20 protein-coding genes, 1 tRNA gene and 1 pseudogene are annotated in these 24,277 nt (G+C 60.4%); 17 read left to right on the plus strand and 5 right to left on the minus strand.

Annotation, left to right across the window (positions count from 1 at the left end):
• Window position 1: 1 nt before the first annotated feature.
• The 5 genes from GVN17_RS27820 to GVN17_RS27840 all read left to right on the plus strand — a co-directional run bounded on the left by GVN17_RS27820 (window position 2) and on the right by GVN17_RS27840 (window position 3,007).
• Window positions 2-77: transfer RNA gene (locus GVN17_RS27820), tRNA-Glu, on the plus strand.
• Window positions 78-359: 282 nt separating this feature from the next.
• Window positions 360-899 (plus strand): TetR/AcrR family transcriptional regulator, encoded by a 540-nt coding sequence (locus GVN17_RS27825; protein WP_166598508.1) that lies wholly within the window; start codon window positions 360-362, stop codon window positions 897-899.
• Window positions 900-982: 83 nt separating this feature from the next.
• The gene (locus tag GVN17_RS27830; RefSeq protein ID WP_166598509.1) at window positions 983-1,423 is read left to right on the plus strand and encodes a thioesterase family protein; all 441 of its coding nucleotides are present in this window, start codon (window positions 983-985) and stop codon (window positions 1,421-1,423) included.
• A 66-nt stretch (window positions 1,424-1,489) separates the two neighbouring features.
• Window positions 1,490-2,449, plus strand: coding sequence for a tRNA-dihydrouridine synthase (locus tag GVN17_RS27835; protein ID WP_166598510.1), 960 nt, complete (start codon window positions 1,490-1,492; stop codon window positions 2,447-2,449).
• 114 nt (window positions 2,450-2,563) lie between these two features.
• Complete coding sequence (locus tag GVN17_RS27840) at window positions 2,564-3,007, plus strand: Hsp20 family protein (protein WP_166598511.1); 444 nt, start codon at window positions 2,564-2,566, stop codon at window positions 3,005-3,007.
• A gap of 71 nt (window positions 3,008-3,078) precedes the next feature.
• Here GVN17_RS27840 and GVN17_RS27845 read toward each other — a convergent pair.
• Together GVN17_RS27845 and GVN17_RS27850 are read right to left on the minus strand one after the other, a co-directional pair.
• Window positions 3,079-5,187, minus strand: a pseudogene (locus GVN17_RS27845) (putative bifunctional diguanylate cyclase/phosphodiesterase); the annotation flags it as partial.
• Window positions 5,188-5,284: 97 nt separating this feature from the next.
• Window positions 5,285-6,169, minus strand: coding sequence for a LysR family transcriptional regulator (locus GVN17_RS27850; RefSeq protein ID WP_166598513.1), 885 nt, complete (start codon window positions 6,167-6,169; stop codon window positions 5,285-5,287).
• Between the two features lie 157 nt (window positions 6,170-6,326).
• On the opposite strand from GVN17_RS27850, the gene leuC reads away from it, so the two are divergent.
• The 4 genes from leuC (at window position 6,327) to asd (ending at window position 10,821) form a co-directional block, all read left to right on the plus strand.
• On the plus strand, window positions 6,327-7,751 hold the full coding sequence (leuC, locus tag GVN17_RS27855) for a 3-isopropylmalate dehydratase large subunit (RefSeq protein WP_166598514.1): 1,425 nt from the start codon (window positions 6,327-6,329) through the stop codon (window positions 7,749-7,751).
• Window positions 7,752-7,761: 10 nt separating this feature from the next.
• Window positions 7,762-8,400 carry a 3-isopropylmalate dehydratase small subunit gene (gene leuD, locus GVN17_RS27860; protein ID WP_166598515.1) on the plus strand — a complete coding sequence of 213 codons (639 nt, stop codon included), beginning with the start codon at window positions 7,762-7,764 and terminating at the stop codon, window positions 8,398-8,400.
• Window positions 8,401-8,541: 141 nt separating this feature from the next.
• Window positions 8,542-9,624, plus strand: a complete 1,083-nt coding sequence (leuB, locus tag GVN17_RS27865; RefSeq protein ID WP_166598516.1) for a 3-isopropylmalate dehydrogenase — start codon at window positions 8,542-8,544, stop codon at window positions 9,622-9,624.
• Between the two features lie 84 nt (window positions 9,625-9,708).
• The gene (gene asd, locus GVN17_RS27870; RefSeq protein WP_166598517.1) at window positions 9,709-10,821 is read left to right on the plus strand and encodes an aspartate-semialdehyde dehydrogenase; all 1,113 of its coding nucleotides are present in this window, start codon (window positions 9,709-9,711) and stop codon (window positions 10,819-10,821) included.
• A 249-nt stretch (window positions 10,822-11,070) separates the two neighbouring features.
• Here asd and GVN17_RS27875 read toward each other — a convergent pair whose 3' ends face one another.
• Entirely contained in the window at window positions 11,071-12,234 is a 1,164-nt protein-coding gene (locus GVN17_RS27875; RefSeq protein ID WP_166598518.1) for an acyltransferase, read from the minus strand.
• 363 nt (window positions 12,235-12,597) lie between these two features.
• Here GVN17_RS27875 and GVN17_RS27880 point away from each other — a divergent pair, with 363 nt between their 5' ends.
• From GVN17_RS27880 to GVN17_RS27900, 5 genes are all read left to right on the plus strand, one after another.
• Window positions 12,598-13,614, plus strand: coding sequence for a 2-dehydro-3-deoxygalactonokinase (locus GVN17_RS27880; RefSeq protein WP_166598519.1), 1,017 nt, complete (start codon window positions 12,598-12,600; stop codon window positions 13,612-13,614).
• Between the two features lies 1 nt (window position 13,615).
• The gene (locus GVN17_RS27885; protein WP_166598520.1) at window positions 13,616-14,251 is read left to right on the plus strand and encodes a 2-dehydro-3-deoxy-6-phosphogalactonate aldolase; all 636 of its coding nucleotides are present in this window, start codon (window positions 13,616-13,618) and stop codon (window positions 14,249-14,251) included.
• Window positions 14,252-14,363: 112 nt separating this feature from the next.
• Window positions 14,364-15,512, plus strand: a complete 1,149-nt coding sequence (dgoD, locus tag GVN17_RS27890) for a galactonate dehydratase (protein ID WP_074753428.1) — start codon at window positions 14,364-14,366, stop codon at window positions 15,510-15,512.
• Between the two features lie 98 nt (window positions 15,513-15,610).
• Window positions 15,611-16,924 (plus strand): MFS transporter, encoded by a 1,314-nt coding sequence (locus GVN17_RS27895; RefSeq protein WP_166598521.1) that lies wholly within the window; start codon window positions 15,611-15,613, stop codon window positions 16,922-16,924.
• Window positions 16,925-16,988: 64 nt separating this feature from the next.
• On the plus strand, window positions 16,989-17,795 hold the full coding sequence (locus GVN17_RS27900; protein ID WP_166598522.1) for an IclR family transcriptional regulator: 807 nt from the start codon (window positions 16,989-16,991) through the stop codon (window positions 17,793-17,795).
• 174 nt (window positions 17,796-17,969) lie between these two features.
• Here GVN17_RS27900 and GVN17_RS27905 read toward each other — a convergent pair whose 3' ends face one another.
• The gene (locus tag GVN17_RS27905) at window positions 17,970-19,022 is read right to left on the minus strand and encodes an NAD(P)-dependent alcohol dehydrogenase (protein WP_166598523.1); all 1,053 of its coding nucleotides are present in this window, start codon (window positions 19,020-19,022) and stop codon (window positions 17,970-17,972) included.
• A gap of 178 nt (window positions 19,023-19,200) precedes the next feature.
• Between GVN17_RS27905 and GVN17_RS27910 the strand changes: the two genes are divergently transcribed.
• A complete protein-coding gene (locus GVN17_RS27910; RefSeq protein WP_166598524.1) occupies window positions 19,201-20,106 on the plus strand; it encodes an AraC family transcriptional regulator in 906 nt (301 codons plus the stop codon).
• A gap of 219 nt (window positions 20,107-20,325) precedes the next feature.
• Here GVN17_RS27910 and GVN17_RS27915 read toward each other — a convergent pair whose 3' ends face one another.
• The gene (locus tag GVN17_RS27915; protein WP_166598525.1) at window positions 20,326-21,990 is read right to left on the minus strand and encodes an electron transfer flavoprotein-ubiquinone oxidoreductase; all 1,665 of its coding nucleotides are present in this window, start codon (window positions 21,988-21,990) and stop codon (window positions 20,326-20,328) included.
• 533 nt (window positions 21,991-22,523) lie between these two features.
• Here GVN17_RS27915 and GVN17_RS27920 point away from each other — a divergent pair.
• On the plus strand, window positions 22,524-23,273 hold the full coding sequence (locus tag GVN17_RS27920) for an electron transfer flavoprotein subunit beta/FixA family protein (RefSeq protein WP_166598526.1): 750 nt from the start codon (window positions 22,524-22,526) through the stop codon (window positions 23,271-23,273).
• Window positions 23,273-24,202: an electron transfer flavoprotein subunit alpha/FixB family protein gene (locus GVN17_RS27925; RefSeq protein WP_166598527.1), complete on the plus strand. Its 930-nt coding sequence runs from the start codon at window positions 23,273-23,275 to the stop codon at window positions 24,200-24,202. Before GVN17_RS27920 ends, GVN17_RS27925 begins: the two co-directional genes overlap by 1 nt.
• The last annotated feature ends 75 nt before the right edge of the window (window positions 24,203-24,277 follow it).

Below are 24,277 nucleotides of genomic sequence, written 5' to 3' on the forward strand. Positions count from 1 at the left end.
CGTCCCCTTCGTCTAGTGGCCTAGGACACCGCCCTTTCACGGCGGTAACAGGGGTTCGAGTCCCCTAGGGGACGCCACGATTTCTCGCTCTGCGAGACCAAGGGTCATTCGATTATTGAATGGCCCTTTTGTTTTTTTGGGGTTTTATTTTCCTTTCCTCGATCTCCTGATGCGGACACTGCTACTAAACCTGTGGGAGCGAATTCATCCGCGAATCAGCATTTCAGAAGATGCATTCCCATCGGATGTACAGCCCTCTCGCGAATGAATTCGCTCCCACAGGTTCCTGCTCAGCGCATGGCGCCCTTGCCATCCCCCATGATGCGGATAATATTACTCCCATCATCCCGGAGGCGGACATGAACGACAAAAAAGCACAAACTCGCGAACGCATTCTCAGCGCGGCCAGTTCGGCGTTGATTGCTCGCGGCCCTGTGGAGCCCAGCGTCAATGAGATCATGGGCGCGGCCGGGTTGACGGTAGGCGGGTTCTACGCGCATTTCGACAGTAAGGAAGCCTTGATGCTGGAGGCGTTCAACCAATTGCTCGCCGAGCGCCGGGAGATGGTCGCGAAAATTGACGATCAGTTGCCAGGCGACGAGCGACGCGCCTTGCTTGCCGCTTTTTATCTGTCTCGCAAACACCGTGACGCCGAAGAGCACGCCTGTCCGCTGCCCACTGCAATTGGTGAGATGGCGCGGCTTTCGGACGATTTCCGGGGCGCGCTGTCGGAACACGTCGAGTTGATGGTCGCGCAGTTGGCCTCAAGTCCGGAAGAAACCGACAAGACCTTGGCCGATATCGCGCTGATGCTCGGCGGTCTGGCGCTGGCCCGCGCCTTGGGGCCGAATGAACTGTCTGATCGCGTCTTGCGCGCTGCCAAGTCGGCCATGCAGTGAGGCGTTCCTGACAGACGCGAACCCTCTCTGATGCTTTTGGTTACACTGCCCCACGAATGCATTCATGAGGGGCAAGAACGAGCATGGTTTGGGATCTGGCAACGCCGTTCGTCATCGATCTGCATGTGAACGAGGACGACATCGATGGATTGGGGCACGCCAACAACGCCGTCTACGTCACTTGGCTGGAGCGTTGCGCATGGCGCCATTCGCAACAGTTGGGATTGGACCTGACCGAGTACCGGCGTCTGGACCGGGCCATGGCGGTGGTTCGGCACGAAATCGACTACCTGGCCAGCGCTTATCAGGATGACGAACTGCAATTGGCGACCTGGATCGTCGATTGGGATCAGAAACTGAAGATGACCCGGCGCTTTCAACTCAAGCGACCCAGCGATGGCATCACGCTGCTGCGGGCGCAAACCACGTTCGTCTGCATCGAACTCTCGACCGGCAAACCGAAGCGGATGCCGAGCGAGTTCATCGACGGCTACGCGCCCGCGTTGCAGGCAGGCGTTTCCTGACGCGCGGCCCGTTCACAATCGGCCCGGCTCTGCGTAAACTGCCGGACTTTTTTTCGAGTGTGACCCATGCAAATTGCTCTGGCACCCATGGAAGGCTTGGTCGATGACATTCTGCGCGATGTGCTGACCCAAGTCGGCGGTATCGACTGGTGCGTGACCGAATTCATCCGGGTGACTGAGCGTCTGTTGCCTGAGCATTACTTTCACAAACTCGCCTCCGAGTTGCTCAATGGCTCGAAGACCCGCGCGGGCGTGCCGTTGCGGGTGCAGTTGCTCGGCTCTGATCCCGTGTGCCTGGCCGAGAATGCCGCGTTTGCCGCCGAGTTGGGCGCGCCGGTCATCGACCTGAACTTCGGTTGCCCCGCCAAGACGGTGAACAAATCCCGAGGTGGCGCGGTGCTGCTGAAAGAGCCGGAGTTACTGCACTCGATCCTCGAACACGTGCGCCGTGCCGTGCCTGCGCACATTCCGGTGACTGCGAAGATGCGCCTGGGTTACGACAGCACCGAGCCCGCACTGGATTGCGCGCGGGCGTTGGAGGCAGGCGGCGCCGAGCACATCGTGGTTCACGCACGGACCAAGGTGGACGGCTACAAGCCGCCTGCGCATTGGGAGTGGATCGGCAAGATTCAGGACGTGGTAAAGATCCCAATCATTGCCAACGGCGAAATCTGGACCGTGGACGACTGGCGCCGTTGCCGGGAAATCTGTGGCGCCCGCGACATCATGATCGGTCGCGGCCTGGTGGCCCGTCCGGACCTTGGCCGTCAGATCGCGGCGGCGGAGGCAGGGCGGGAAGTCGTCGAGATGACCTGGCAGGAACTGCAACCCTTGATTCGCGACTTCTGGCTGCAAGCGCTGGCCAAGATGACCCGTGTTCAGGCGCCGGGCCGTCTGAAGCAATGGGTGGTGTTGCTGACCAAGAGCTACCCCGAAGCGACGGTGATGTTTGATTCGCTGCGGCGTGAGACTGATTGCGAGCGGATCAGCCAAATGCTGGGTGTGACCGAATCGGCCGCGGCCTGAAAAAATTTTCCATAGCGACTCTTGAAACAGAAGTGACTGTCCTTATCTAAGGGTTACGCGATGCCGAAGTCGGGTCGCGGAGACAAACACTTGCTGATATTTCAGGAGATTCACATGACTACCGCATTTTCTCTGGCTCCACTGTTCCGTTCTTCCGTGGGCTTTGACCGTTTCAACGACCTGTTCGAGTCGGCGGCCCGTAACGAATCGGCCAGCACTTACCCTCCCTATAACGTCGAGAAGCACGCTGACGACCAGTACCGCATCGTCATCGCGGCGGCCGGTTTTCAGGAAGAAGACCTGGAGTTGCAGGTTGAGAAGGGTGTGCTGACCGTTACCGGCAGCAAGCGCGACAAGGCTGCTGAAGGCGTGACCTTCCTGCACCAGGGCATCGCCCAGCGCGCGTTCAAGCTGTCGTTCCGTCTGGCCGATCACATCGAAGTGCAGAACGCTGCACTGGCCAACGGCCTGCTGAACATCGACCTGCTGCGTCTGGTGCCTGAAGAGGCCAAGCCAAAACGCATCCAGATCAACGGCCAGAAAACCCTGGCGCATTGATTCGCAGTCGATAGCAAAAAGGCGTCCTTCGGGACGCCTTTTTTGGTGGCCCTGCATCTGTCTCCCACAGGTCATGCATCAGCCAAGGGAATCGTGGCTGTTTCATTGGTTCGTCCACGTAACAACGCCTCGAACCGCTCCAGAACCAGCGGCTCGCTGAACAGAAACCCTTGGTAAAACTGGCAATTCAACTGCGCCAGGAAGTCCAGTTGCTCCTGCTTTTCCACGCCTTCGGCAATGATCGCCAGATTGAGGCTCGCGGCCATGGCGATGATGGCGCGGACGATTTCGGCGTCATTGGGGTCAGTAGTGGCGTCGCGAACAAAGGACTGGTCGATTTTCAGCGCGTCCACCGGCAGGCGCTTCAGGTACGTCAATGACGAATACCCGGTGCCGAAATCGTCCATCGCGAAACTGATGCCCATGCCCTTGAGTTCCAGCATCTTGGCGATGGTGTCTTCGAGGTTCTGAATGACTATTCCTTCGGTGATTTCCAGCTTGAGCATGCGATGGGGCAGGCCGCAGGTGCGCAGGCAGCGCTCGACCCGGTCGACAAAGTCCGCCTGACGAAACTGCCGGGGGCTGATGTTCACGCACAGGCTGAAATCGGTGCCGTCGATCAACCCCTTGCGCAGCAGTTCGCCGCCGGTCTTGCAGGCTTCTTCCAGAATCCAGTTGCCCACCTCCAGGATCATCCCGCTTTCTTCCATGACCTGAATGAACTGCTGCGGCGGCAGGTTTCCCAAACTCGGGTGCTGCCAGCGCAACAGGGCTTCGGCGCCGACGATGCGGTTGCCACGAATGTCCACCTGAGGCTGATAGCTGAGGCTGAACTCGCCCCGGCTCAGGGCCAGGCGCAGATCGTTTTCCAGGCGCAAGCGATCACTGGCGGCTTTCTGCATGGTGGTGTGAAAAAGCTGCGTGGCGTTGCGCCCGGAATCCTTCGCCCGGTACAGCGCAATGTCGGCGCGTTTAAGCAGATCGGCCGGGGTCGAGCCGTGATCGGGAATCAACGCGACGCCGATGCTGGGCGTGACTTGCAGCCGATGGCCGTCAAGAAACATTGGCTCGGCCAGCAGTTCGCGCAAGGTGTCCGCCAGCCCGCGCACTTGATCGATGACCTGCTCCTGCGAGCCTTCCAGGCCGCTGATCAGCACCACGAACTCATCGCCGCCCAGGCGCGCAACCGTGTCTTCCAACCGCACACTGGCTTCGAGCCGTGCGGTGACGATCTTCAGCACGCTGTCGCCGACCGGATGGCCGAGGGAGTCATTGATGTGTTTGAAATGGTCCAGGTCCAGAAAGAGCAGGGCGCCGCGCAGGTCATGGCGCTTGAGCAAAGAAATCTGCTGGCTCAGGCGGTCCATCAACAGCGCGCGGTTGGGCAGGTTGGTCAGCGAGTCATGGTAGGCCAGGTGCTGAACCTGCGCCTGGGTGCTCTTGAGCAAACCAATGTCCCGGGCGGTGATCAGTAGGCATTGCATGCCGTCGAGCGTCAGCGGATCGATCGACACGTCAACCGTGATGATGTCGCCGTTCTTGTTGCGGCCGAGCAACTCGCGGTTGTGCACCTTGCCGTGTTCTTCCACGTCTTGGATCAGGCGCATGCGCTGGCTGATGTCGGCCATGATGACGAACTCGAACACTGTGTGGCCCAACACGTCGCTGGCGCTGTAACCGGTCAGGCGGCAGAAGCCGTCGTTGACCTCCAGATACCGCCCGGTGGCCTTCTCGGTGATGATGATGGCGTCGGGGCTGGAGTGAAACGCCTTGGCAAACTTTTCCTCGCTGGCTTTCAGCGCCAGTTGGGCACGACGGTGCTCGGTGTTGTCGATGAAGGTGCTGAGCAGGTAGCGGCCGTCGGTCAGCTCGATCTTTTGCGTGTGCAGCGTGCCATCAAGGATACGACCGTCCCGAGCGTGCCATTGGGTTTCCAGGGTCACCGGTTCGCTGGAGGCAAAGGTTTTGTCGAGTGCTGTCTGACGGTGCTGCGGCTCGGCCCAGAGACCGATGTCGAGGGTCGAGCGGCCCATGCAATCCGCCATCGGCCAGCCAAACGCTGACTCGAAATGGCGGTTGGCGTTGCAGATCAGGCCGTCTTCGAACCGTGTCAACAGCACTACATTGGGGCTCAGGTTGAACAGCGTTGCGAAATGCGTTTCCGACTCCTTCGCCGTCAGGGCCAGGCCGGTCGTGTGAAACGGTGCGCTGTCGGCGGTTGTGGGCATGTGATCACGAGCCTTGTAGGAATAAAGCTGGTATGTCGATCAATGAGCATCACTGCCCAGGAGCGTCCGCCTGAGCATCCAGCAGCGCCATGAACGCCCGGGCGGCGTTCGACAGCGTGCGTTCCGTGTGGACAATGTAGCCTAGCTGGCGGTGCAGCTGTATGCCCGGCAGCGGAATACGCGCAACTTGTTCGTCGAGCATGGTTCGGGGGAGCACACTCCATGCCAGCCCGATGGACACCATCATCTTGATCGTCTCCATATAATTGGTGCTCATGGCGATGTTCGGTTTGAGGCCTTCCGCCTCGCACAACCCGCTGACGATGTGATGGGTGAAGGTATTGCCGCCGGGAAAGACTGCGGGATACGCTGCGATGTCGGCCAGTGTCACAGTGGGCATGTTGGCCAGCGGGTGTTCCGGAGCGGCGACGAAGTCCAGCGGATCGTTCCAGACTTGCACGGCCTTGACCAGCGAATGGGGTTCCGGGGCGAGGGTGATGACGGCCAGTTCGGCACGGCCGTGAAGAATCTCATCGTAGGCGACCTCGGAGTCGAGAAATTCGATGTCCAGCGCCACCTCGGGATAGGTGCGGGTGAAGGTCCTTAATAAGGAAGGCAGGCGGTGCAGGCCGATGTGGTGGCTGGTCGCCAGACTCAATCGGCCGCTGACTTCTCCGGTCAGGTTGGTCAGGGCACGACGCGTGTCGTCCAGCACGTTCAGGATCTGATAAGCCCGAGGCAGCAGGGCGCGACCGGCTTCCGTCAGGCTGACTTCCCGGCCCAACCGGTCGAACAGGCGGACATTGAGCTGCTGTTCCAGACCGGCGATGCGCTTGCTGACCGCCGGTTGCGTCAGGTGCAAACGCTCCCCGGCGGCGGAGAAGCTCCCTGTTTCGGCAATGGCAATAAATGCATTGAGGTTTGCCAGGTCCATCTCGAATTCCTGTTGGTTATCCAAAGCATGAAAAATATGAATTTGAGTTATTTAAGCATATTCCATAGCATCTACCCCACAAGCCAAGGGGTCTTTGATGCGTCGCCGTGACGCAATGGCCCGCGGCATAGAAACAAGCTGATGAGGAAACCGTCTGATGGCCGGCAAAACGCTCTACGACAAGCTCTGGGATTCGCATTTGGTCAAGCAGCGCGACGATGGTTCGGCGCTGCTGTATATCGATCGTCACATCATTCACGAAGTGACGTCGCCACAGGCATTCGAGGGCTTGCGCCTGGCGGGTCGCAAACCATGGCGCATCGACGCCAACGTCGCGACCGTTGACCACAACGTGCCGACCACCCCGGACCGCAAGGACGGCGTTGACGCCATCGTCGATCAGGTGTCGCGTCTTCAGGTCAAGACCCTGGATGACAACTGCGACGAATACGGCATCACCGAATTCAAAATGAACGACGTGCGTCAGGGCATCGTTCACGTGATCGGCCCGGAGCAGGGCGCCACCTTGCCTGGCATGACCGTGGTCTGTGGCGACTCCCACACTTCGACCCACGGCGCGTTCGGCGCACTGGCTCACGGCATCGGCACCTCCGAGGTCGAGCACGTGCTCGCCACCCAGTGCCTGGTCGCCAAGAAAATGAAAAACATGCAGGTGAAGGTCGAAGGCAAACTGCCGTTCGGCGTCACCGCGAAGGACATCGTCCTTGCGGTCATCGGCAAGATCGGCACCGCCGGCGGTAACGGCCATGCCATCGAATTCGCGGGCAGCGCCATTCGCGATCTGTCCGTCGAAGGCCGCATGACCATCTGTAACATGTCCATCGAGGCAGGCGCCCGCGTCGGTCTGGTGGCCACAGACGAAAAGACCATTGCCTACGTCAAGGGTCGCCCGTTCGCACCGACTGCCGAGCAATGGGATGCTGCCGTCGAGGCGTGGAAAGACCTGGTGTCGGACGACGACGCGGTGTTCGACACCGTGGTCGAGCTGGACGCTGCGCAGATCAAGCCGCAAGTCAGCTGGGGCACCTCGCCGGAAATGGTCCTCGCGGTCGATCAGAATGTGCCTGATCCGGCGCAGGAAACCGATCTGGTCAAGCGCGGTTCCATCGAGCGCGCGCTGAAATACATGGGCCTGAAGGCCAATCAGGCGATCACCGACATTCAGCTGGATCGTGTGTTCATCGGTTCCTGCACCAACTCGCGGATCGAAGATTTGCGCGCCGCAGCCGACATCGCCAAAGGCCGCAAAGTGGCGTCCACCATCAAGCAGGCGATCGTGGTGCCAGGCTCGGGTCTGGTGAAAGCCCAGGCTGAGAAGGAAGGTCTGGACAAGGTCTTCATCGAGGCCGGTTTCGAATGGCGTGAGCCTGGGTGCTCCATGTGTCTGGCGATGAACCCGGACCGCCTGGAGAGCGGCGAGCATTGCGCGTCCACCTCCAACCGTAACTTCGAAGGCCGTCAGGGTGCGGGTGGTCGTACCCACCTGGTGAGCCCGGCGATGGCAGCTGCTGCAGCGGTCAATGGCCGTTTCGTCGACGTTCGCACCCTGAGCCAGCACTAAGGAGCCCCGCATGAAGCCTTTTACTCAACACACCGGGTTGGTCGCTCCGCTGGACCGCGCCAACGTCGACACTGACCAGATCATCCCCAAGCAGTTCTTGAAGTCGATCCGCCGCACCGGCTTCGGTCCGAACCTGTTCGACGAGTGGCGTTATCTGGACGTGGGTCAGCCGTATCAAGACAACTCCAAGCGCCCGCTGAACAAGGATTTCGTCCTCAACCACGAACGTTACCAAGGCGCCAGCGTGTTGCTGGCCCGTGAAAACTTCGGTTGTGGTTCTAGCCGCGAGCACGCGCCGTGGGCGCTGGAAGAATACGGTTTCCGCAGCATCATCGCGCCGAGCTACGCCGACATATTCTTCAACAACAGCTTCAAGAACGGCCTGCTGCCGATCATCCTGAGCGAAAGCGAAGTCGATGAGCTGTTCAAAGCCGTGGAAGCCAAGCCGGGCTACCAGCTGAAAGTGGACCTCGAAGCGCAGACGGTCACGGCGGAAAGTGGCAAGGTGTACAGCTTCGAAATCGACGCCTTCCGCAAGCACTGCCTGCTGAACGGCCTGGACGACATCGGCCTGACGCTGGTGGACGGTGATGCGATTGCTGCGTTCGAAGGCAAGCACCGCGCGTCGCAGCCTTGGCTGTTCCGTTAAGAAGCAGCTGCGAGCTGTAAGCTTCAAGCGACAAGCTGGACGTGGCGCGACTGCTTTTTCTTGCAGCTTGCAGCTCGAAACTTGTTGCTCCTGAGTCGGCCCCGCAGCAGGGGCCGAACGCCATTTTGAAACGAGGGTTCTATGAGCAAGCAGATTCTGATTCTCCCCGGTGACGGCATTGGTCCTGAAATCATGACCGAAGCGGTCAAGGTGCTGGAGCTGGCCAGCGAGAAGTATCAGTTGGGTTTCGAACTGAGCCACGACGTCATCGGTGGCGCGGCGATCGACAAGCACGGCGTGCCACTGGCCGACGAAACGCTGGACCGTGCCCGTGCGGCCGACGCGGTGTTGCTGGGCGCGGTGGGCGGCCCGAAATGGGACGCCATCGAGCGTGACATTCGCCCGGAGCGCGGCCTGCTGAAAATCCGTTCGCAACTGGGTCTGTTTGCCAACCTGCGTCCTGCGATCCTCTACCCGCAACTGGCCGACGCTTCCAGCCTCAAGCCGGAAATCGTCGCAGGCCTGGACATTCTCATCGTTCGCGAGCTGACCGGCGGTATCTACTTCGGCGCGCCACGGGGCACCCGCGAGCTGGAAAACGGCGAGCGCCAGTCTTACGATACGCTGCCGTACAGCGAGAGCGAGATCCGCCGTATCGCCCGTGTCGGCTTCGACATGGCCCGCGTGCGTGGCAAGAAGCTGTGCTCAGTGGACAAGGCCAACGTTCTGGCCTCCAGCCAGCTGTGGCGCGAAGTGGTCGAGCAGGTGGCCAAGGATTACCCGGATGTCGAGCTGAGCCACATGTACGTCGACAACGCCGCGATGCAACTGGTCCGCTCACCGAGGCAGTTCGACGTGATGGTCACCGACAACATGTTCGGCGACATCCTGTCCGACGAAGCGTCGATGCTCACCGGCTCTATCGGCATGCTGCCGTCGGCGTCGCTGGATTCGAATAACAAGGGCATGTACGAGCCTTGCCACGGTTCGGCACCGGATATTGCGGGCAAGGGCGTTGCCAACCCGCTGGCGACCATCCTTTCGGTGTCGATGATGCTGCGTTACAGCTTCAACGAACACACCGCAGCGGACGCCATCGAGAAGGCCGTGAGTCTGGTCCTCGACCAAGGCCTGCGCACCGGTGACATCTGGTCCGAAGGCAATGCCAAAGTCGGTACGCAGGAAATGGGTGACGCCGTAGTCGCCGCGCTGCGCAATCTGTAATATCTCGGGCCCGCTTCTGAAAGATTGAGTCGAAAAGACTCTCGAATAGAGTAGGGCCCCACTTTTAATGAAGGTGTAGTTGCGATGAAACGTGTAGGTCTGGTCGGTTGGCGCGGCATGGTGGGTTCCGTGCTCATGCAGCGAATGCTGGAAGAGCAGGATTTCGATCTCATTGAGCCGGTTTTTTTCACCACCTCCAACGTCGGCGGACAGGGTCCGTCGGTGGGCAAGGACATTGCGCCGTTGAAGGATGCGTACAGCATCGACGAGCTCAAGACCCTTGACGTGGTGCTGACCTGCCAGGGCGGCGACTACACCAATGAGGTGTTCCCGAAGCTGCGCGAAGCGGGCTGGCAGGGTTACTGGATCGACGCGGCTTCGTCCCTGCGCATGCAGGACGACGCGGTGATCATCCTCGACCCGGTCAACCGCAAGGTCATCGACCAGCAGCTGGACGCGGGCACCAAGAACTACATTGGTGGCAACTGCACCGTCAGCCTGATGCTGATGGGGCTGGGCGGTCTGTTCGAGGCCGGTCTGGTCGAGTGGATGAACGTGATGACCTATCAGGCGGCCTCGGGCGCCGGCGCGCAGAACATGCGCGAGCTGATCAAGCAGATGGGCACCATCAACGCAGCGGTCGCCGATGATCTGGCGAACCCAGCCAGCGCGATTCTGGACATCGACCGCAAAGTGGCCGAGGCCATGCGCAGCGACGCGTTCCCGACCGAGAACTTCAGCGTGCCGCTGGCCGGTAGCCTGATCCCGTGGATCGACAAGGAACTGCCGAACGGTCAGAGCCGTGAAGAGTGGAAAGGGCAGGCAGAGACCAACAAGATTCTGGGTCGCTTCAACCGTCCAATCCCGGTCGATGGCATCTGCGTGCGCATCGGCGCCATGCGTTGCCATAGCCAGGCGCTGACCATCAAGCTGAACAAGGACGTGCCGATTGCCGACATCGAAGGCATGATCAGCCAGCACAACCCGTGGGTGAAGCTGGTGCCGAACACCCGTGAAGCAAGCATTCAGGAGCTGAGCCCGACGTCGGTAACCGGTACCCTGAACATTCCGGTGGGCCGTCTGCGCAAGCTGAACATGGGTTCGCAGTACTTGGGCGCGTTTACCGTGGGTGACCAACTGCTGTGGGGCGCGGCCGAACCGTTGCGTCGCATGCTGCGGATTCTGCTGGAGCGTTGATCCGGCGTTTTTGCCAGACATGAAAAACCGCCTCTTGGGGCGGTTTTTTTATGGGTTCTTGCAGAGGTTCGAACGTGAGGGGCATACCCGTTATGGGACGAATCGTGCATAAGAGTCATGGCCGATTGAATACCCCCTGTGGGAGCGAATTCATTCGCGAATCGATGGGGCAGACGATGCATCCCTATCGCCTGGACTATCGTTCGCGAATGAATTCGCTCCCACAGGGTGTCTCCGGTGTATGCGCCTTCAAACTCCCTCAACCGGCGGATCATCCTTTCGCCGACGCATCAGCGTCCGGTGCTTCCAATGCTTGCCAAACCGGATTCCCGGCGCTTCGATGTAGCAGTGTGTGAGCATCGAGACCACGACCACCGCCACCACCACAAAGAGCATCAGCAAGTTATCGTTCAGCGCACTGCCGGTACTCAAATACCGCACCATCGTCCCGGTCGCTTCACTTGGCTTGTCCACCAGTAACCCATACCCGCTGAATTTCGCCACGACGGTCAGCGCAGTCGCCAGCACGAGAATCACTGCTGCGTGGGTCAGGTAAATCGACAGCCACAACTTCCCCAGCGCCGGAAATGGCCTGAACGAGAGTGCTCGTGAGATGAGGCCCGCTTCAAACGCGAAGATCAGGATCGCCAGGCAGAACAGCAGCCCCAGTTCAATGGTCAGCGGCAGCTCGCCCTCGGTCATCACCCAGTAAATAGCGCCTAATACCGCCACTTCCAGCAGCGTCGCAATCACCGGGCCCGGCATCCAATCCCGCACCCGTGCGTAAATGCGGTACGTGATCGCCCCGGCAAAGAAACAGGAAATGCCCCACAACACATTGTGCGGAATCGGACCGAAGTCCTTGTACAGCGCGATAAACGCCAACACGCACAGCAACGTGATCAGCTTGCGCGCCAAGCGGGGGAGCGCGAACAGAATCAGCGCGAAGATCATCCAGACATAGAACTCGACGCTGATGAACCACGACGGGTAGTTGAACGACAGTGCGTTAAACCCCGGCCACCATGCCTGAATCAACAGCAGGTTTGGCAGGATTTCCCCTGGCGCACGGTCACCGCTGAAGGCCGGGTAGTTCAACGACAACCCGCGTCGTTCAAGCACCCATTTCAGGCATTCGAAGCCGATGAAAAACAACAGCACCGCGACATGCATCGGCACCACCCGACAGGCGCGGGTCACCATGAATTCGCCTACATGGCGGGGCGTGTGCAGGTGGTCGCTGTAGCGCCGGTAGATCAGAAACCCGCTGAGAGCGAAGAAAAATCCCACGAACTGGCTGACATTTCTGAAGAACGTCAGCTCGGTGATGCTGCGTTCGATGTGCGAGTGATGGACGATAAAAGCCAATGCGCAGAGGCCGCGAAAGCTGTCGAGCACGAGGAAACGCTTCATCTGACGGGTCCTTTTGTAGATGAGTGTAGAAGGTAGACGGCAATGCGGGCAGCGCAGGCGTAGCGCGTCCGGACCCCGGAAACGGGGGAGGCAAAAAACAAACGGAGAAGTTACCACCTCGGCGCGAACGGCCGATGAGCGGGGCGACGAATACGGGAGTCAATCCCGCGAAGTCGGCAGTATGCCCCAGTCGTTGGGGACCGCACCAGACCGCTCGGCTCGGCAGGATCAACATTCGTCGCCAAACGTACTGAAGCTTTTTAATCCCACAATATGGGACTGTAATTTACATATTGAGATAATCCCGTTTTGAGGTTTATAGTTCGCTTCGCATTCACTCATTAATAACAATCAGGTGAAGCCATGCAGGCGCAATTGATCGCGCTCGATTGGGGAACGACGTCCCTTCGTGCGTATCGACTCGGCGAACACGGCCGGGTCCTGGAACATCGCTCGCTCAGCGCGGGCATCATGCAATTGCCGTCCGAGCCTCGGCCGATCGCAGGGCAACTGAGCAGTGACGGCTTCGAACTGGCCTTCGACGAAGCCTGTGGCGACTGGCTCGATGCTGAACCCCATTTGCCCGTGATCGCGTGCGGCATGGTCGGCAGCGCTCAGGGTTGGCGCGAGGCGGTGTATCAGGAAACGCCCGCCAGCGTCGGGGCTTTGAGCGATGCGTTGGTGACCGTTCGCAGCGTGCGCGGGGTCGACGTCCACATCGTGCCGGGGGTTTTGCAGCGCTCGGCCCTGCCCAACGTCATGCGTGGCGAAGAAACTCAGGTCCTTGGCATTCTCGACTCCCTCCCTGCCGCCGACGCCCGCCAATCGTTGTTGATCGGCCTGCCTGGCAGCCACTCGAAGTGGGTGAGGGCGGTGGACGGCTGCATTGTGCATTTCGACACGTTCATGACCGGCGAGGTCTATGCCGCGCTGTCTGCTCACACCATCCTGGGTCGCACGATGCAGCGCAGCGAGGCGTTCGATGTCGCTGCCTTTGATCGCGGGGTGGCCGTATCGCTCTCGCCCGAAGGCGCTGCGGGGCCACTGTCCACCATCTTCAGCACGCGGACCCTGGGTCTGACCGGTGCACTCGGTGGCGCTTCACAACCCGATTACCTCTCCGGCCTGCTCATCGGCCACGAAATCGTTGCCTTGACGCACCTGCTGAAACACACCGAAACCCCGTTGCCCTCGGTGATTCTGATCGGCAGCGGCGCGTTGCTCGAACGCTATCAACGTGCGCTGGACGCCAACGGCTTCCCCCACGTGACCTTCGCTGAACAGGCCACCGAACGTGGTCTGTGGCAGGTTGCGGTGCAAGCCGGTCTGACGACTTCTCTTTCTACGGCCGCTCCCCGGCCCCTCCACGTCGAGAACTGACATGCTCAAGCAAGCCCTCGCACAAAACGGCCTGGTGGCGATCCTTCGCGGCCTGCGCCCTGAAGAAGCTCCGGCCATCGGCGACGTCCTGTATGCCGCCGGATTCCGCGTCATTGAAGTGCCGCTCAATTCCCCACAGCCGTACGACAGCATCCGTCTGCTGCGTCAGCGTCTTCCTGCCGACTGCCTGATCGGCGCGGGCACGGTATTGACCGCCGAGCACGTGCGTCAGGTGAAAGAGGCGGGCGGCCAGGTCATCGTCATGCCTCACAGTGATCCTGACGTGCTGCGCGCCGCCAAGGCCGAAGGCCTGCTGTTGTCGCCGGGTGTGGCGACGCCGACCGAGGCGTTCGCCGCGCTGGCCAATGGCGCTGACGTGCTGAAGCTGTTTCCTGCTGAACAAATGGGCCCCGCCGTGGTAAAGGCCTGGCTGGCGGTGCTGCCTGCGGGAACGATTCTGCTGCCGGTGGGCGGCATCACGCCGGACAACATGAAGGTGTTTCTGGACGCCGGTGTGCGAGGCTTTGGCCTGGGTTCGGGCCTGTTCAAACCGGGCATGAGCGCCGACGACGTCGCGGAGCGAGCCAAGGCGTATGTGGCGGCCTGGAATCAGGCGTGTCCGTCGACAGATCAATAACCCTGAGATTTATGCGGCCGTCCCGGACGTGCCTTTAGAACAAGACGCCTTCGACCACGCGTCTTCGAATAAGCATCTTCGAATAAGCATCTTCGAATAAGAGAGAACCGAGATGAAAATCACCAAACTCACGACCTTCATCGTTCCGCCGCGCTGGTGCTTCCTGAAAGTGGAAACCGATCAGGGCGTCACCGGTTGGGGCGAGCCCGTGGTCGAAGGCCGTGCTCACACGGTGGCCGCAGCGGTTGAGGAATTGTCCGACTACCTGATCGGAAAAGACCCGCGCAACATTGAGGACATCTGGACCGTGCTGTATCGCGGCGGCTTCTATCGCGGCGGCGCCATTCACATGAGCGCATTGGCCGGTATCGACCAGGCACTGTGGGACATCAAGGGCAAGGCGCTGGGCGTCTCGGTCAGCGACCTGCTGGGCGGTCAGGTGCGAGACAAGATCCGCGTCTATTCGTGGATCGGCGGCGACCGGCCTGCTGACACCGCACGCGCGGCAAAAGAAGCCGTTTCCCGTGGCTTCACCGCCGTGAAGATGAACGGCACTGAAGAGCTGCAATTCCTCGACACCTTCGAGAAGGTTGATCTGGCCCTGGCCAACGTCGCCGCCGTGCGTGATGCCGTCGGCCCGAACGTGGGCATTGGCGTGGATTTCCATGGCCGGGTGCACAAGCCCATGGCGAAGGTGCTGATGAAGGAACTGGACCCGTACAAGCTGATGTTTATCGAAGAGCCGGTGCTCAGCGAGAACTACGAAGCGCTGAAAGAACTGGCGCCGCTGACCAGCACGCCGATTGCGCTGGGGGAGCGGCTGTTCTCCCGCTGGGACTTCAAGCGCGTGTTGAGCGAAGGCTACGTCGACATCATCCAGCCGGACGCTTCCCACGCCGGTGGCATCACCGAAACCCGCAAGATCGCCAACATGGCGGAAGCCTACGACGTGGCGCTGGCCCTGCATTGCCCGCTGGGGCCGATTGCGCTGGCGGCGTGCCTGCAACTGGACGCGGCCTGCTACAACGCGTTCATTCAGGAGCAGAGCCTCGGCATTCACTACAACGAGAGCAATGACCTGCTCGACTACATCAAGAACCCTGAGGTCTTCGATTACGACAAGGGCATGGTGAAAATCCCGAACGGCCCGGGCCTGGGAATCGAGATCAACGAGGAATACGTCAAGGAACGCGCCGCCATCGGCCACCGCTGGCGCAACCCGATCTGGCGCCACGCCGATGGCAGTTTTGCCGAGTGGTGATTCGGGCCTGATCGCTGATCGTTCCCCCGCAGCGCGTGGGAACGATCTGTTCCAAAAAAACACACGACCTCAGACAACCATAAAAAGAGGCACTCCCCATGCGCACACAGACCTTGCCGGAGGCGCGGGCGATCACGGCCACGCCGACCCGCAAACGCTTTTTCATCATGGTGCTGCTGTTCATCACCGTGGTGATCAATTACCTCGACCGCAGCAACCTGTCCATCGCCGCCCCTGCACTGACCAGCGAACTGGGCATCGATCCGGTCCACGTCGGTCTGGTGTTCTCGGCCTTCGGTTGGACCTACGCGGCCATGCAATTGCCCGGCGGCTGGCTGGTGGACCGGGTGCCGCCGCGCATTCTCTATACCGTGGCGCTGGCCCTGTGGTCCGTCGCCACCATTTTCCTCGGTTTCGTTGGCAGCTTCGTCGGCCTGTTCGTGCTGCGCATGGCCGTGGGCGCGCTGGAAGCCCCGGCTTATCCGATCAACAGCCGCGTGGTCACCGCATGGTTTCCTGAAAAAGAACGCGCCACAGCGGTTGGCTTCTACACCTCCGGCCAGTTCGTCGGCTTGGCGTTCCTGACCCCGGTACTGGCCTGGCTGCAAGCCACGTTTGGTTGGCACATGGTGTTTGTCGCGACCGGTGGCGTGGGCGTGATCTGGGCGGCGATCTGGTACATGGTCTATCGCGAACCTCGCGATTTCAAAGGCGTGAATCAGGGCGAAATCGACCTGATCAAAGAGGGCGGTGGTCTGGTGGACATTCAGACCGACACCGATAAAGCCAGAAGCGGTTTCAGTTGGGGCGACCTCGGCATCGTCCTCAGCAAACGCAAACTGTGGGGCATTTACCTGGGGCAGTTCTGCCTCAACTCGACCCTGTGGTTCTTCCTCACCTGGTTCCCGACCTACCTGGTGAAATACCGTGGCATGGACTTCATCAAGTCCGGCCTGCTGGCCTCGCTGCCGTTTCTTGCAGCATTCGTGGGTGTGCTGTGCTCAGGGTTCTTTTCGGACTGGTTGATCCGTCGCGGCCACACCGTGGGCTTTGCCCGCAAGCTGCCAATAATCGCCGGCTTGCTGATCTCCACCTCGATCATCGGCGCCAACTACGTTGAATCGACGCCGCTGGTGATTGCGTTCCTGGCGTTGGCGTTTTTCGGCAACGGTCTCGCGTCGATCACATGGTCGCTGGTTTCGACCTTGGCCCCGGCGCGCTTGCTGGGCCTGACTGGCGGCACGTTCAACCTGATTGGCAACCTGGCTGCCATCGCGACACCCATCGTGATCGGCTTCCTCGCGTCGGGCGATTCGTTCGCCCCGGCGATCACCTACATCGCCGTGCTGGCATTGTTGGGGGCGTTGTCCTACATCCTGTTGGTGGGCAAGGTCGAGCGGATCGAGCTGTAACCCTTGGACTGACCTGCGCTGGCGACGATAATGCCGCCAGCTCTCCGATTCGATAAGGCGCGATATGCACGATTCTTCCGACACCGCAGGCGCGGCTGGCAAAGACGCCGCCCCCACCGGCACGCAAACCCTGTTGCGCGGGTTGGGCGTGGTGCAGGCCGTGGCCAGCGGCGCGCGCGACCTCAAGGAAATTGCCCGGCTGATCGGCACCACCCGCAGCACGACTCACCGCCTGGCCAGTTGCCTGGTGGAAGAACGCTATCTGCGGGTCTTGCCGCAGATGGGCTACGTATTAGGGCCAAAGCTGATCGAGCTGGGGTTTCAGGCGCGGGAAGAGCTGCCATTGCCTGCGTTGGCGCGACCCTTTCTGGATGAGCTGTCGGCGCTGACCGGTGACACCGTGCACTTGGCGATCCGCGAAGGCGACGAGGTGCTGTACCTGCACAAGAATCCCGGCCGCAATGGGCCAGAGATGCGTTCGCGGGTGGGACATCGCATGCCGCTGGCGCGCACAGGCATCGGCAAGGCGTTGCTGCTGGACAGTCCGGAAAGCGAGTGGCAGCGGCTGTACGACGTCAGTGTGCCGGAGGTGGCGAAGAACCCGCTGTGGCCCGCGCATCAGGAACAGACCTGGGTGCAGGTGCGCGAACGGATGCACGAATACGTGAAGGGCGGGTATGCGTTCGATCTGGAAGACAACGAACCGTCGATTCGTTGTGTGGCTGCACCGGTTCGCGATGCCAGTAAACACATTGTTGCCGGGATCAGCATCGCCAGCACTGTGCCGTACATGCCACTGGAAAAGATGGCCGAGTTGGTGCCGGTGATCAAGGAAGTGGCGGCACGGTTGTCGGCGGAGTTGGGTGGGTAAACGATCTGTCTGACGCAACGCCTGACCTGTGGGAGTGAGCTTGCTCGCGATAGCGGCCTTCCATTCGCCTCAATAGGCGACTGTTACACCGCTATCGCGAGCAAGCTCACTCCTACAGTGATCGCGTCGTATGATTGTTCCCACGCAGCGCGCGGGGGACGATCATGTGAAGCGTTACGCCTTCAACGTCGCCATATCAATCACAAAACGATATTTAACGTCGCCTGCAATCATGCGGCTGTACGCCTCGTTGATGTTCTGGATGTCGAGCATCTCGATGTCACAGCTGATGTCGTGCTCGGCGCAGAAATCCAGCACCTCCTGCGTTTCCGCGATACCGCCGATCAACGAACCTGCCAACACACGACGTTTCATCACCAGGTTGGCGGCATGCACAGCGGGGTCGATCGGTTCGATCAGGCCCACCAGAATGTGCACGCCGTCGAAACGCAGGGTGTCGAGGTACGGGTTCAAATCGTGTTGAACCGGAATGGTGTCCAGCAGGAAGTTGAAGTGGCCGGCAGCGGCTTTCATCTGCTCCGCATCGGTGGACACGATCACATGGTCCGCGCCCTGACGACGGGCTTCTTCGGCCTTGCTCGCCGAACGGGTAAACAGCGTCACTTCCGCCCCCATCGCCTTGGCGAACTTGATACCCATGTGGCCCAGACCGCCCATGCCCAGCACGCCCACTTTGTCGCCCGCCTTGACGCCGTAGTGCTTGAGCGGCGAGTAGGTGGTGATCCCCGCGCAAAGAATCGGCGCGGCAGCGGCCAGGTTCAGTTTCTCCGGGATGCGCACCACGAAGTGCTCGCTGACCACGATGCTGCTGGAATAGCCGCCCATGGTGTTGCTGCCATCGACGCGGTCCGGCGCGGCGTAAGTCAGGGTCGGGCCTTCCAGGCAATACTGCTCCAGATCTGCTGCGCAGGCCTCGCAATGACGGCAGGAGTCGACCATGCAACCTACGCCGACCAGATCGCCGACTTTGTGTTTGGTGACCTTGGTGCCGACTTCGGTCACCTTGCCGACGATCTCGTGGCCCGGCATCAGCGGGTAGACCGCGATGCCCCATTCGTTGCGTGCCTGGTGGATGTCGGAGTGGCAGACGCCGCAGTACAGAATCTCGATGGCCACGTCGTCCGGGCGCGGGCTGCGGCGGTTGAAGGTCATGGGGGCGAGGGGGGTCGTGGCGGATTGAGCGGCATAACCGATGGCTGTGTACATGTGAAACCTCGCTAAAACAATGACGGTTGAGGCCGTGCATTCTGCGCAGCGAAGTCGACACCGGCCATGACCATTCCTCCGCGTGTCATGCCTATTCCTCCGGACCTGCCCCATAAGGGGCTGCGTTGTGCGGCGGATCTGCGATGATGCGAGTGTCTAATCCTCTGTCCGGTTGCCCATGTCACTGACCCTTCATTCCGACGCCAACGCCACGCTGGTGTCCCTGATCAAACCGCTGGCGCCTTGCCCTGGCTTCGTCGATACCCGCGTGCCGGGTGTGCAGGCCATGTCCTGGAGTCACTACGTCGCCAGCAGCCCGCAAATCTACGAGCCGAGCCTGGTGATCCTCGCCCAAGGCAGCAAATTGGCGCGCCTCGGATCGAGGACGCTGGAATACGGCGCGGGCCATTACCTCGTGCAGGCGCTGTCGGTGCCGTTCATGTGCGAGACCTTTGCCACTCAGGAAGAGCCCCTGTATGGCGTTGCCGTGTCGATTGATCGAACGGTATTGGGCGAATTGGTGCAGGCCATGGGGCAAGCACCCGGTGTGACGGTCAAGGCGCAGACGCCCGAGTCGATGAGCTCAGCCGAGCTGGACAGCTCTATGCGCGAAAGCGTCGAGCGTCTGTTGCATTGCCTGCACAACCCTCTGGACGCCCAAGTCATGGGCGCGGCGCGGGTGAGGGAGGTGTTGTACGCGGCGTTGCGCGGGCCTCAAGCCGGTGTGTTGCGGGCGCTGGTCGAACAGCAGGGGCACTTCGCCCGAATTGCCGCGGCGTTGCAGCACCTGCGCGACCATTACAACGAAGCCTTGAGCGTTGACGAACTGGCCCGGCGCGCCAACATGAGCGCGTCGACCTTTCATGAGCATTTCAAGCGCAGCACGATGCTGTCACCGGTGCAGTACCTTAAACGCCTGCGTCTGCTCAAGGCCCAGCAAATGCTGATCGGCGAAGGCATGGGGGTGGCGCAAGTGGCGCACAAGGTGGGGTATCAAAGCACGTCGCAATTCAGCCGCGAATACAAACGTTACTTTGAGCGCAATCCGGGAGAAGAGGGGGCGTTGTTGAGGGTTTCGGCATGAGGAACTGCTGCTGACTCGTCCCTGTGGGAGCGAACTCATTCGCGAAGCGGTGGTTCAGGCGATAGAAACGCTTCGTCCGTACTGACCCCTCGCGAATGAATTCGCTCCCACAGGAGTCGGGGCAATCCGCTGAGCCGGTGGCAGGTTGTAGCCCACAAAAAAGGCGCCATGATCGGCGCCTTTCTCTTACCGCTTGCAGCTTAAAGCTTGCCGCTGGTTTTACATATTTGGATAGGTCGGCCCACCCGCACCTTCCGGCGTGACCCATGTGATGTTCTGCGAAGGGTCCTTGATGTCACAGGTCTTGCAGTGCACGCAGTTCTGCGCGTTGATCTGGAAGCGCTTGCTGCCGTCTTCCTGTGTCACCACCTCATAGACACCCGCCGGGCAGTAGCGCTGCGCGGGCTCGTCGTATTTCGGCAGGTTGACGCTGATCGGGATGTTGGGGTCCTTCAGCTTCAGGTGGCACGGCTGCTCTTCTTCGTGGTTAGTGCCCGAGATGAACACCGAACTCAGTTTGTCGAAGCTCAGCTTGCCGTCCGGTTTCGGGTAGTCGATCCGCTTGGAGTCGGCGGCCAGCTTCATGCACGCATAGTCCGGCTTGTTGTCGTGCAGGGTGAACGGGATCTTGCCGCCGAACAGGTTCTGGTCGATGAAGTTGAACGCGCCACCCAGGATCGGGCCGAACTTGTGAATCGCCGGACCGAAGTTACGGCTGGCGAACAGTTCTTCATGCAGCCAGCTGCCTTTGAAGGCCTGGACGTAGGTGTTCAGCGCATCGCCGCCTTCATTGCCCGCCAACAGCGCATCAGCCACGGATTCCGCTGCCAGCATGCCGGACTTCATGGCTGTGTGGCTGCCCTTGATCTTGGCGAAGTTCAGGGTGCCGAGGTCGCAACCGATCAGCGCGCCACCGGGGAAGACCATTTTCGGCAGCGAGTTCAGACCGCCTTTGCAGATAGCGCGGGCGCCGTAGCTGACGCGCTTGCCGCCTTCCAGGTACTGCTTGAGGATCGGGTGATGCTTGAGGCGCTGGAACTCGTCGAACGGCGACAGGAACGGGTTGGCGTAGGACAGATCGACGATCAGGCCGACCACCACCTGGTTGTTTTCCAGGTGATAAAGGAAGGAGCCGCCAGTGTTCTCGGTGCCCATCACGTCCAGCGGCCAGCCAGCGGTGTGCACCACCAGGCCTGGCTGATGCTTGGCCGGGTCTATTTCCCAGATTTCCTTAAGGCCGATGCCGTAATGCTGGGCGTCGGATTCGCTGTCCAGATTGAAGCGCTTGATCAACTGCTTGCCAATGTGGCCACGGCAGCCCTCGGCGAACAGCGTGTACTTGCCGCGCAGCTCCATGCCGGGGGTGTACATGCCGTCCTTCGGATTGCCTTCGCGATCGACGCCCATGTCGCCGGTGAGAATCCCGCGTACCACGCCGTTCTCGTCGATCAGCGCTTCCTGAGCGGCGAAGCCCGGGTAAATTTCAACGCCCAGGTTCTCGGCCTGCTGCGCCAGCCAGCGGCACAAGTTGCCCAGGGAAATAATGTAGTTGCCTTCGTTGTGCATGGTCTTCGGCACGAACGCGCCCGGCACTTTTGTGCCAGCGTCGGCACTGGTCAGCACATAAATGTCATCGCCTTTGACCGGCGTGTTCAGCGGTGCGCCGAGTGCTTTCCAGTCAGGGAACAGCTCGTTCAGGGCGCGGGGTTCGAACACCGCCCCGGAGAGAATGTGCGCGCCAACTTCAGAGCCTTTTTCAACGACGCAGACGCTGATCTCCTGGCCAGCTTCGGCGGCCTTTTGTTTCAGACGGCATGCGGCGGAGAGCCCGGCTGGACCGGCTCCGACGATGACGACGTCGAATTCCATAAATTCGCGTTCCACTGGCTATCTCCTGATCAAAGGCTCAACGGTATTTTTTTATAAGTAGTGATCAACACACGCTCGGCGACGGTGTCATCCCAGCGTCATCTTCAAAGGGGCGCATTATATCTACACCACCTCTCAGGTCCAATACAAACGTTTGTTTGAATCAGCTGAAACCCTGATAAAACATAGGGAGACGGCTTGCGACTGGCGTTTTTGTCGTATTGACCGGAATAGGCGTTCCGGTCAAGATACGGGCGGTTTTGCGCTCGCCGTAGGCTGACCGTTGGCAAGCGAACGCCTCTGAAAGCAGTGCCAGTACCGCGCGGCAAAACCGCTCCATCCCCCCGGGGAATATGCAAGCGGAGAGCAGTTTACACGCCCGGCCTGCGTATGACTTGGCCTGGAGCGGAGGTGTCAGCGTTTTTTGCTGAACTCACCGTTAAGTAACGACGAATACGCTGTTTTCAAAGGTGTTCTTTACACTGACGTGTACCCATCGCCGGGCCGGGCCTGGCGATTTCTTTTCACCGGAGAGTAACGAGGAATCCATGAAGGTTCTTGTAGCTGTCAAACGAGTGGTCGACTACAACGTCAAGGTTCGCGTCAAAGCGGACAACTCCGGCGTCGATCTCGCAAACGTAAAAATGTCGATGAACCCCTTCTGCGAAATCGCCGTGGAAGAAGCCGTACGCCTGAAAGAGAAGGGCGTCGCGACCGAGATCGTCGTCGTTTCCATTGGCCCGACCACTGCCCAGGAGCAACTGCGTACAGCGTTGGCACTGGGTGCTGATCGCGCCATCCTCGTTGAATCCGCTGACGAGCTGACCTCTTTGGCCGTGGCCAAGCTGCTCAAGGCTGTTGTCGATAAAGAGCAGCCGCAGCTGGTCATTCTCGGCAAGCAAGCGATCGACAGTGACAACAACCAGACAGGCCAGATGCTGGCGGCCCTGAGCGGTTACGCCCAAGGCACCTTCGCCTCCAAGGTTGAAGTCTCTGGCGACAGCGTCAGCGTTACCCGCGAAATCGATGCCGGTGCTCAGACCGTTTCCCTGAAGCTGCCTGCCATCGTCACCACCGACCTGCGCCTCAACGAGCCGCGCTACGCGTCGCTGCCGAACATCATGAAAGCCAAGAAGAAGCCTCTCGAAGTGCTGACGCCTGACGCTTTGGGTGTGTCCACGTCCTCCACCAACAAGACCCTGAAAGTCGAAGCCCCGGCTGCTCGCAGCGCTGGCATCAAGGTCAAGTCGGTTGCAGAGCTGGTCGAGAAACTGAAAAACGAAGCGAAGGTGATCTGATGACTACCCTGGTAATCGCTGAACACGAAAACGGCGCGATCGCTCCCGCCACCCTGAACACCGTTGCCGCTGCCGCCAAGATTGGTGGCGACATTCACGTGCTGGTCGCTGGCCAGAACGTTGGCGCTGTCGGTGAAGCCGCTGCGAAAATCGCCGGGGTTGCCAAAGTGCTGGTCGCTGACAACGCGGCCTACGCGCATCAACTGCCGGAAAACGTCGCCCCGCTGGTGGCCGAACTGGCTTCCGGTTACAGCCATGTGTTGGCTGCTGCTACCTCCAACGGCAAGAACATCCTGCCGCGCGTGGCTGCACAGCTGGACGTCGACCAGATCTCCGAGATCATCTCGGTTGAATCGGCTGACACCTTCAAGCGCCCGATCTACGCCGGTAACGCCATTGCGACCGTTCAGTCGTCGGCGGCCATCAAGGTCATCACCGTTCGTGCGACCGGTTTCGACGCTGTCGCCGCTGAAGGCGGTTCTGCCGCTGTTGAGGCCGTGAGCGCTGCCCACGACGCAGGTAAATCGTCCTTCGTCAGCGAAGAGCTGGCCAAGTCCGACCGTCCTGAGCTCACGGCTGCCAAAATCGTCGTTTCCGGCGGTCGCGGCATGCAGAACGGCGACAACTTCAAACACCTGTACGCGTTGGCCGACAAGCTGGGCGCTGCCGTCGGTGCTTCCCGCGCCGCCGTCGACGCCGGTTTCGTGCCGAACGACATGCAGGTCGGTCAGACCGGCAAGATCGTTGCGCCACAGCTGTACATCGCGGTCGGTATTTCCGGCGCGATCCAGCACCTGGCCGGCATGAAAGACTCCAAAGTGATCGTTGCGATCAACAAGGACGAAGAAGCGCCGATCTTCCAGGTGGCCGACTACGGCCTGGTCGCTGACCTGTTCGAAGCCGTGCCTGAGTTGGAGAAGCTGGTCTAATCCAGCCGCCTGACTTATAAAGAGAACCCGTTCGTTTCGGGCTGTTCGAGAACGTCAACCATCGGAAGAAACCGA

The organism is Pseudomonas sp. SLFW, from assembly GCF_009905615.1.
GTDB lineage: Bacteria > Pseudomonadota > Gammaproteobacteria > Pseudomonadales > Pseudomonadaceae > Aquipseudomonas > Aquipseudomonas bambusae.

Excerpts from the sequence above, each read along its gene's own strand:
- GVN17_RS27825 (WP_166598508.1), top strand. The coding sequence starts at position 360 with ATGAACGACAAAAAAGCACAAACTCGCGAACGCATTCTCAGCGCGGCC.
- GVN17_RS27830 (WP_166598509.1), top strand. The coding sequence starts at position 983 with ATGGTTTGGGATCTGGCAACGCCGTTCGTCATCGATCTGCATGTGAAC.
- GVN17_RS27835 (WP_166598510.1), top strand. The coding sequence starts at position 1,490 with ATGCAAATTGCTCTGGCACCCATGGAAGGCTTGGTCGATGACATTCTG.
- GVN17_RS27840 (WP_166598511.1), top strand. The coding sequence starts at position 2,564 with ATGACTACCGCATTTTCTCTGGCTCCACTGTTCCGTTCTTCCGTGGGC.
- GVN17_RS27850 (WP_166598513.1), bottom strand. The coding sequence starts at position 6,169 with ATGGACCTGGCAAACCTCAATGCATTTATTGCCATTGCCGAAACAGGG.
- leuC (WP_166598514.1), top strand. The coding sequence starts at position 6,327 with ATGGCCGGCAAAACGCTCTACGACAAGCTCTGGGATTCGCATTTGGTC.
- leuD (WP_166598515.1), top strand. The coding sequence starts at position 7,762 with ATGAAGCCTTTTACTCAACACACCGGGTTGGTCGCTCCGCTGGACCGC.
- leuB (WP_166598516.1), top strand. The coding sequence starts at position 8,542 with ATGAGCAAGCAGATTCTGATTCTCCCCGGTGACGGCATTGGTCCTGAA.
- asd (WP_166598517.1), top strand. The coding sequence starts at position 9,709 with ATGAAACGTGTAGGTCTGGTCGGTTGGCGCGGCATGGTGGGTTCCGTG.
- GVN17_RS27875 (WP_166598518.1), bottom strand. The coding sequence starts at position 12,234 with ATGAAGCGTTTCCTCGTGCTCGACAGCTTTCGCGGCCTCTGCGCATTG.
- GVN17_RS27880 (WP_166598519.1), top strand. The coding sequence starts at position 12,598 with ATGCAGGCGCAATTGATCGCGCTCGATTGGGGAACGACGTCCCTTCGT.
- GVN17_RS27885 (WP_166598520.1), top strand. The coding sequence starts at position 13,616 with ATGCTCAAGCAAGCCCTCGCACAAAACGGCCTGGTGGCGATCCTTCGC.
- dgoD (WP_074753428.1), top strand. The coding sequence starts at position 14,364 with ATGAAAATCACCAAACTCACGACCTTCATCGTTCCGCCGCGCTGGTGC.
- GVN17_RS27895 (WP_166598521.1), top strand. The coding sequence starts at position 15,611 with ATGCGCACACAGACCTTGCCGGAGGCGCGGGCGATCACGGCCACGCCG.
- GVN17_RS27900 (WP_166598522.1), top strand. The coding sequence starts at position 16,989 with ATGCACGATTCTTCCGACACCGCAGGCGCGGCTGGCAAAGACGCCGCC.
- GVN17_RS27905 (WP_166598523.1), bottom strand. The coding sequence starts at position 19,022 with ATGTACACAGCCATCGGTTATGCCGCTCAATCCGCCACGACCCCCCTC.
- GVN17_RS27910 (WP_166598524.1), top strand. The coding sequence starts at position 19,201 with ATGTCACTGACCCTTCATTCCGACGCCAACGCCACGCTGGTGTCCCTG.
- GVN17_RS27920 (WP_166598526.1), top strand. The coding sequence starts at position 22,524 with ATGAAGGTTCTTGTAGCTGTCAAACGAGTGGTCGACTACAACGTCAAG.
- GVN17_RS27925 (WP_166598527.1), top strand. The coding sequence starts at position 23,273 with ATGACTACCCTGGTAATCGCTGAACACGAAAACGGCGCGATCGCTCCC.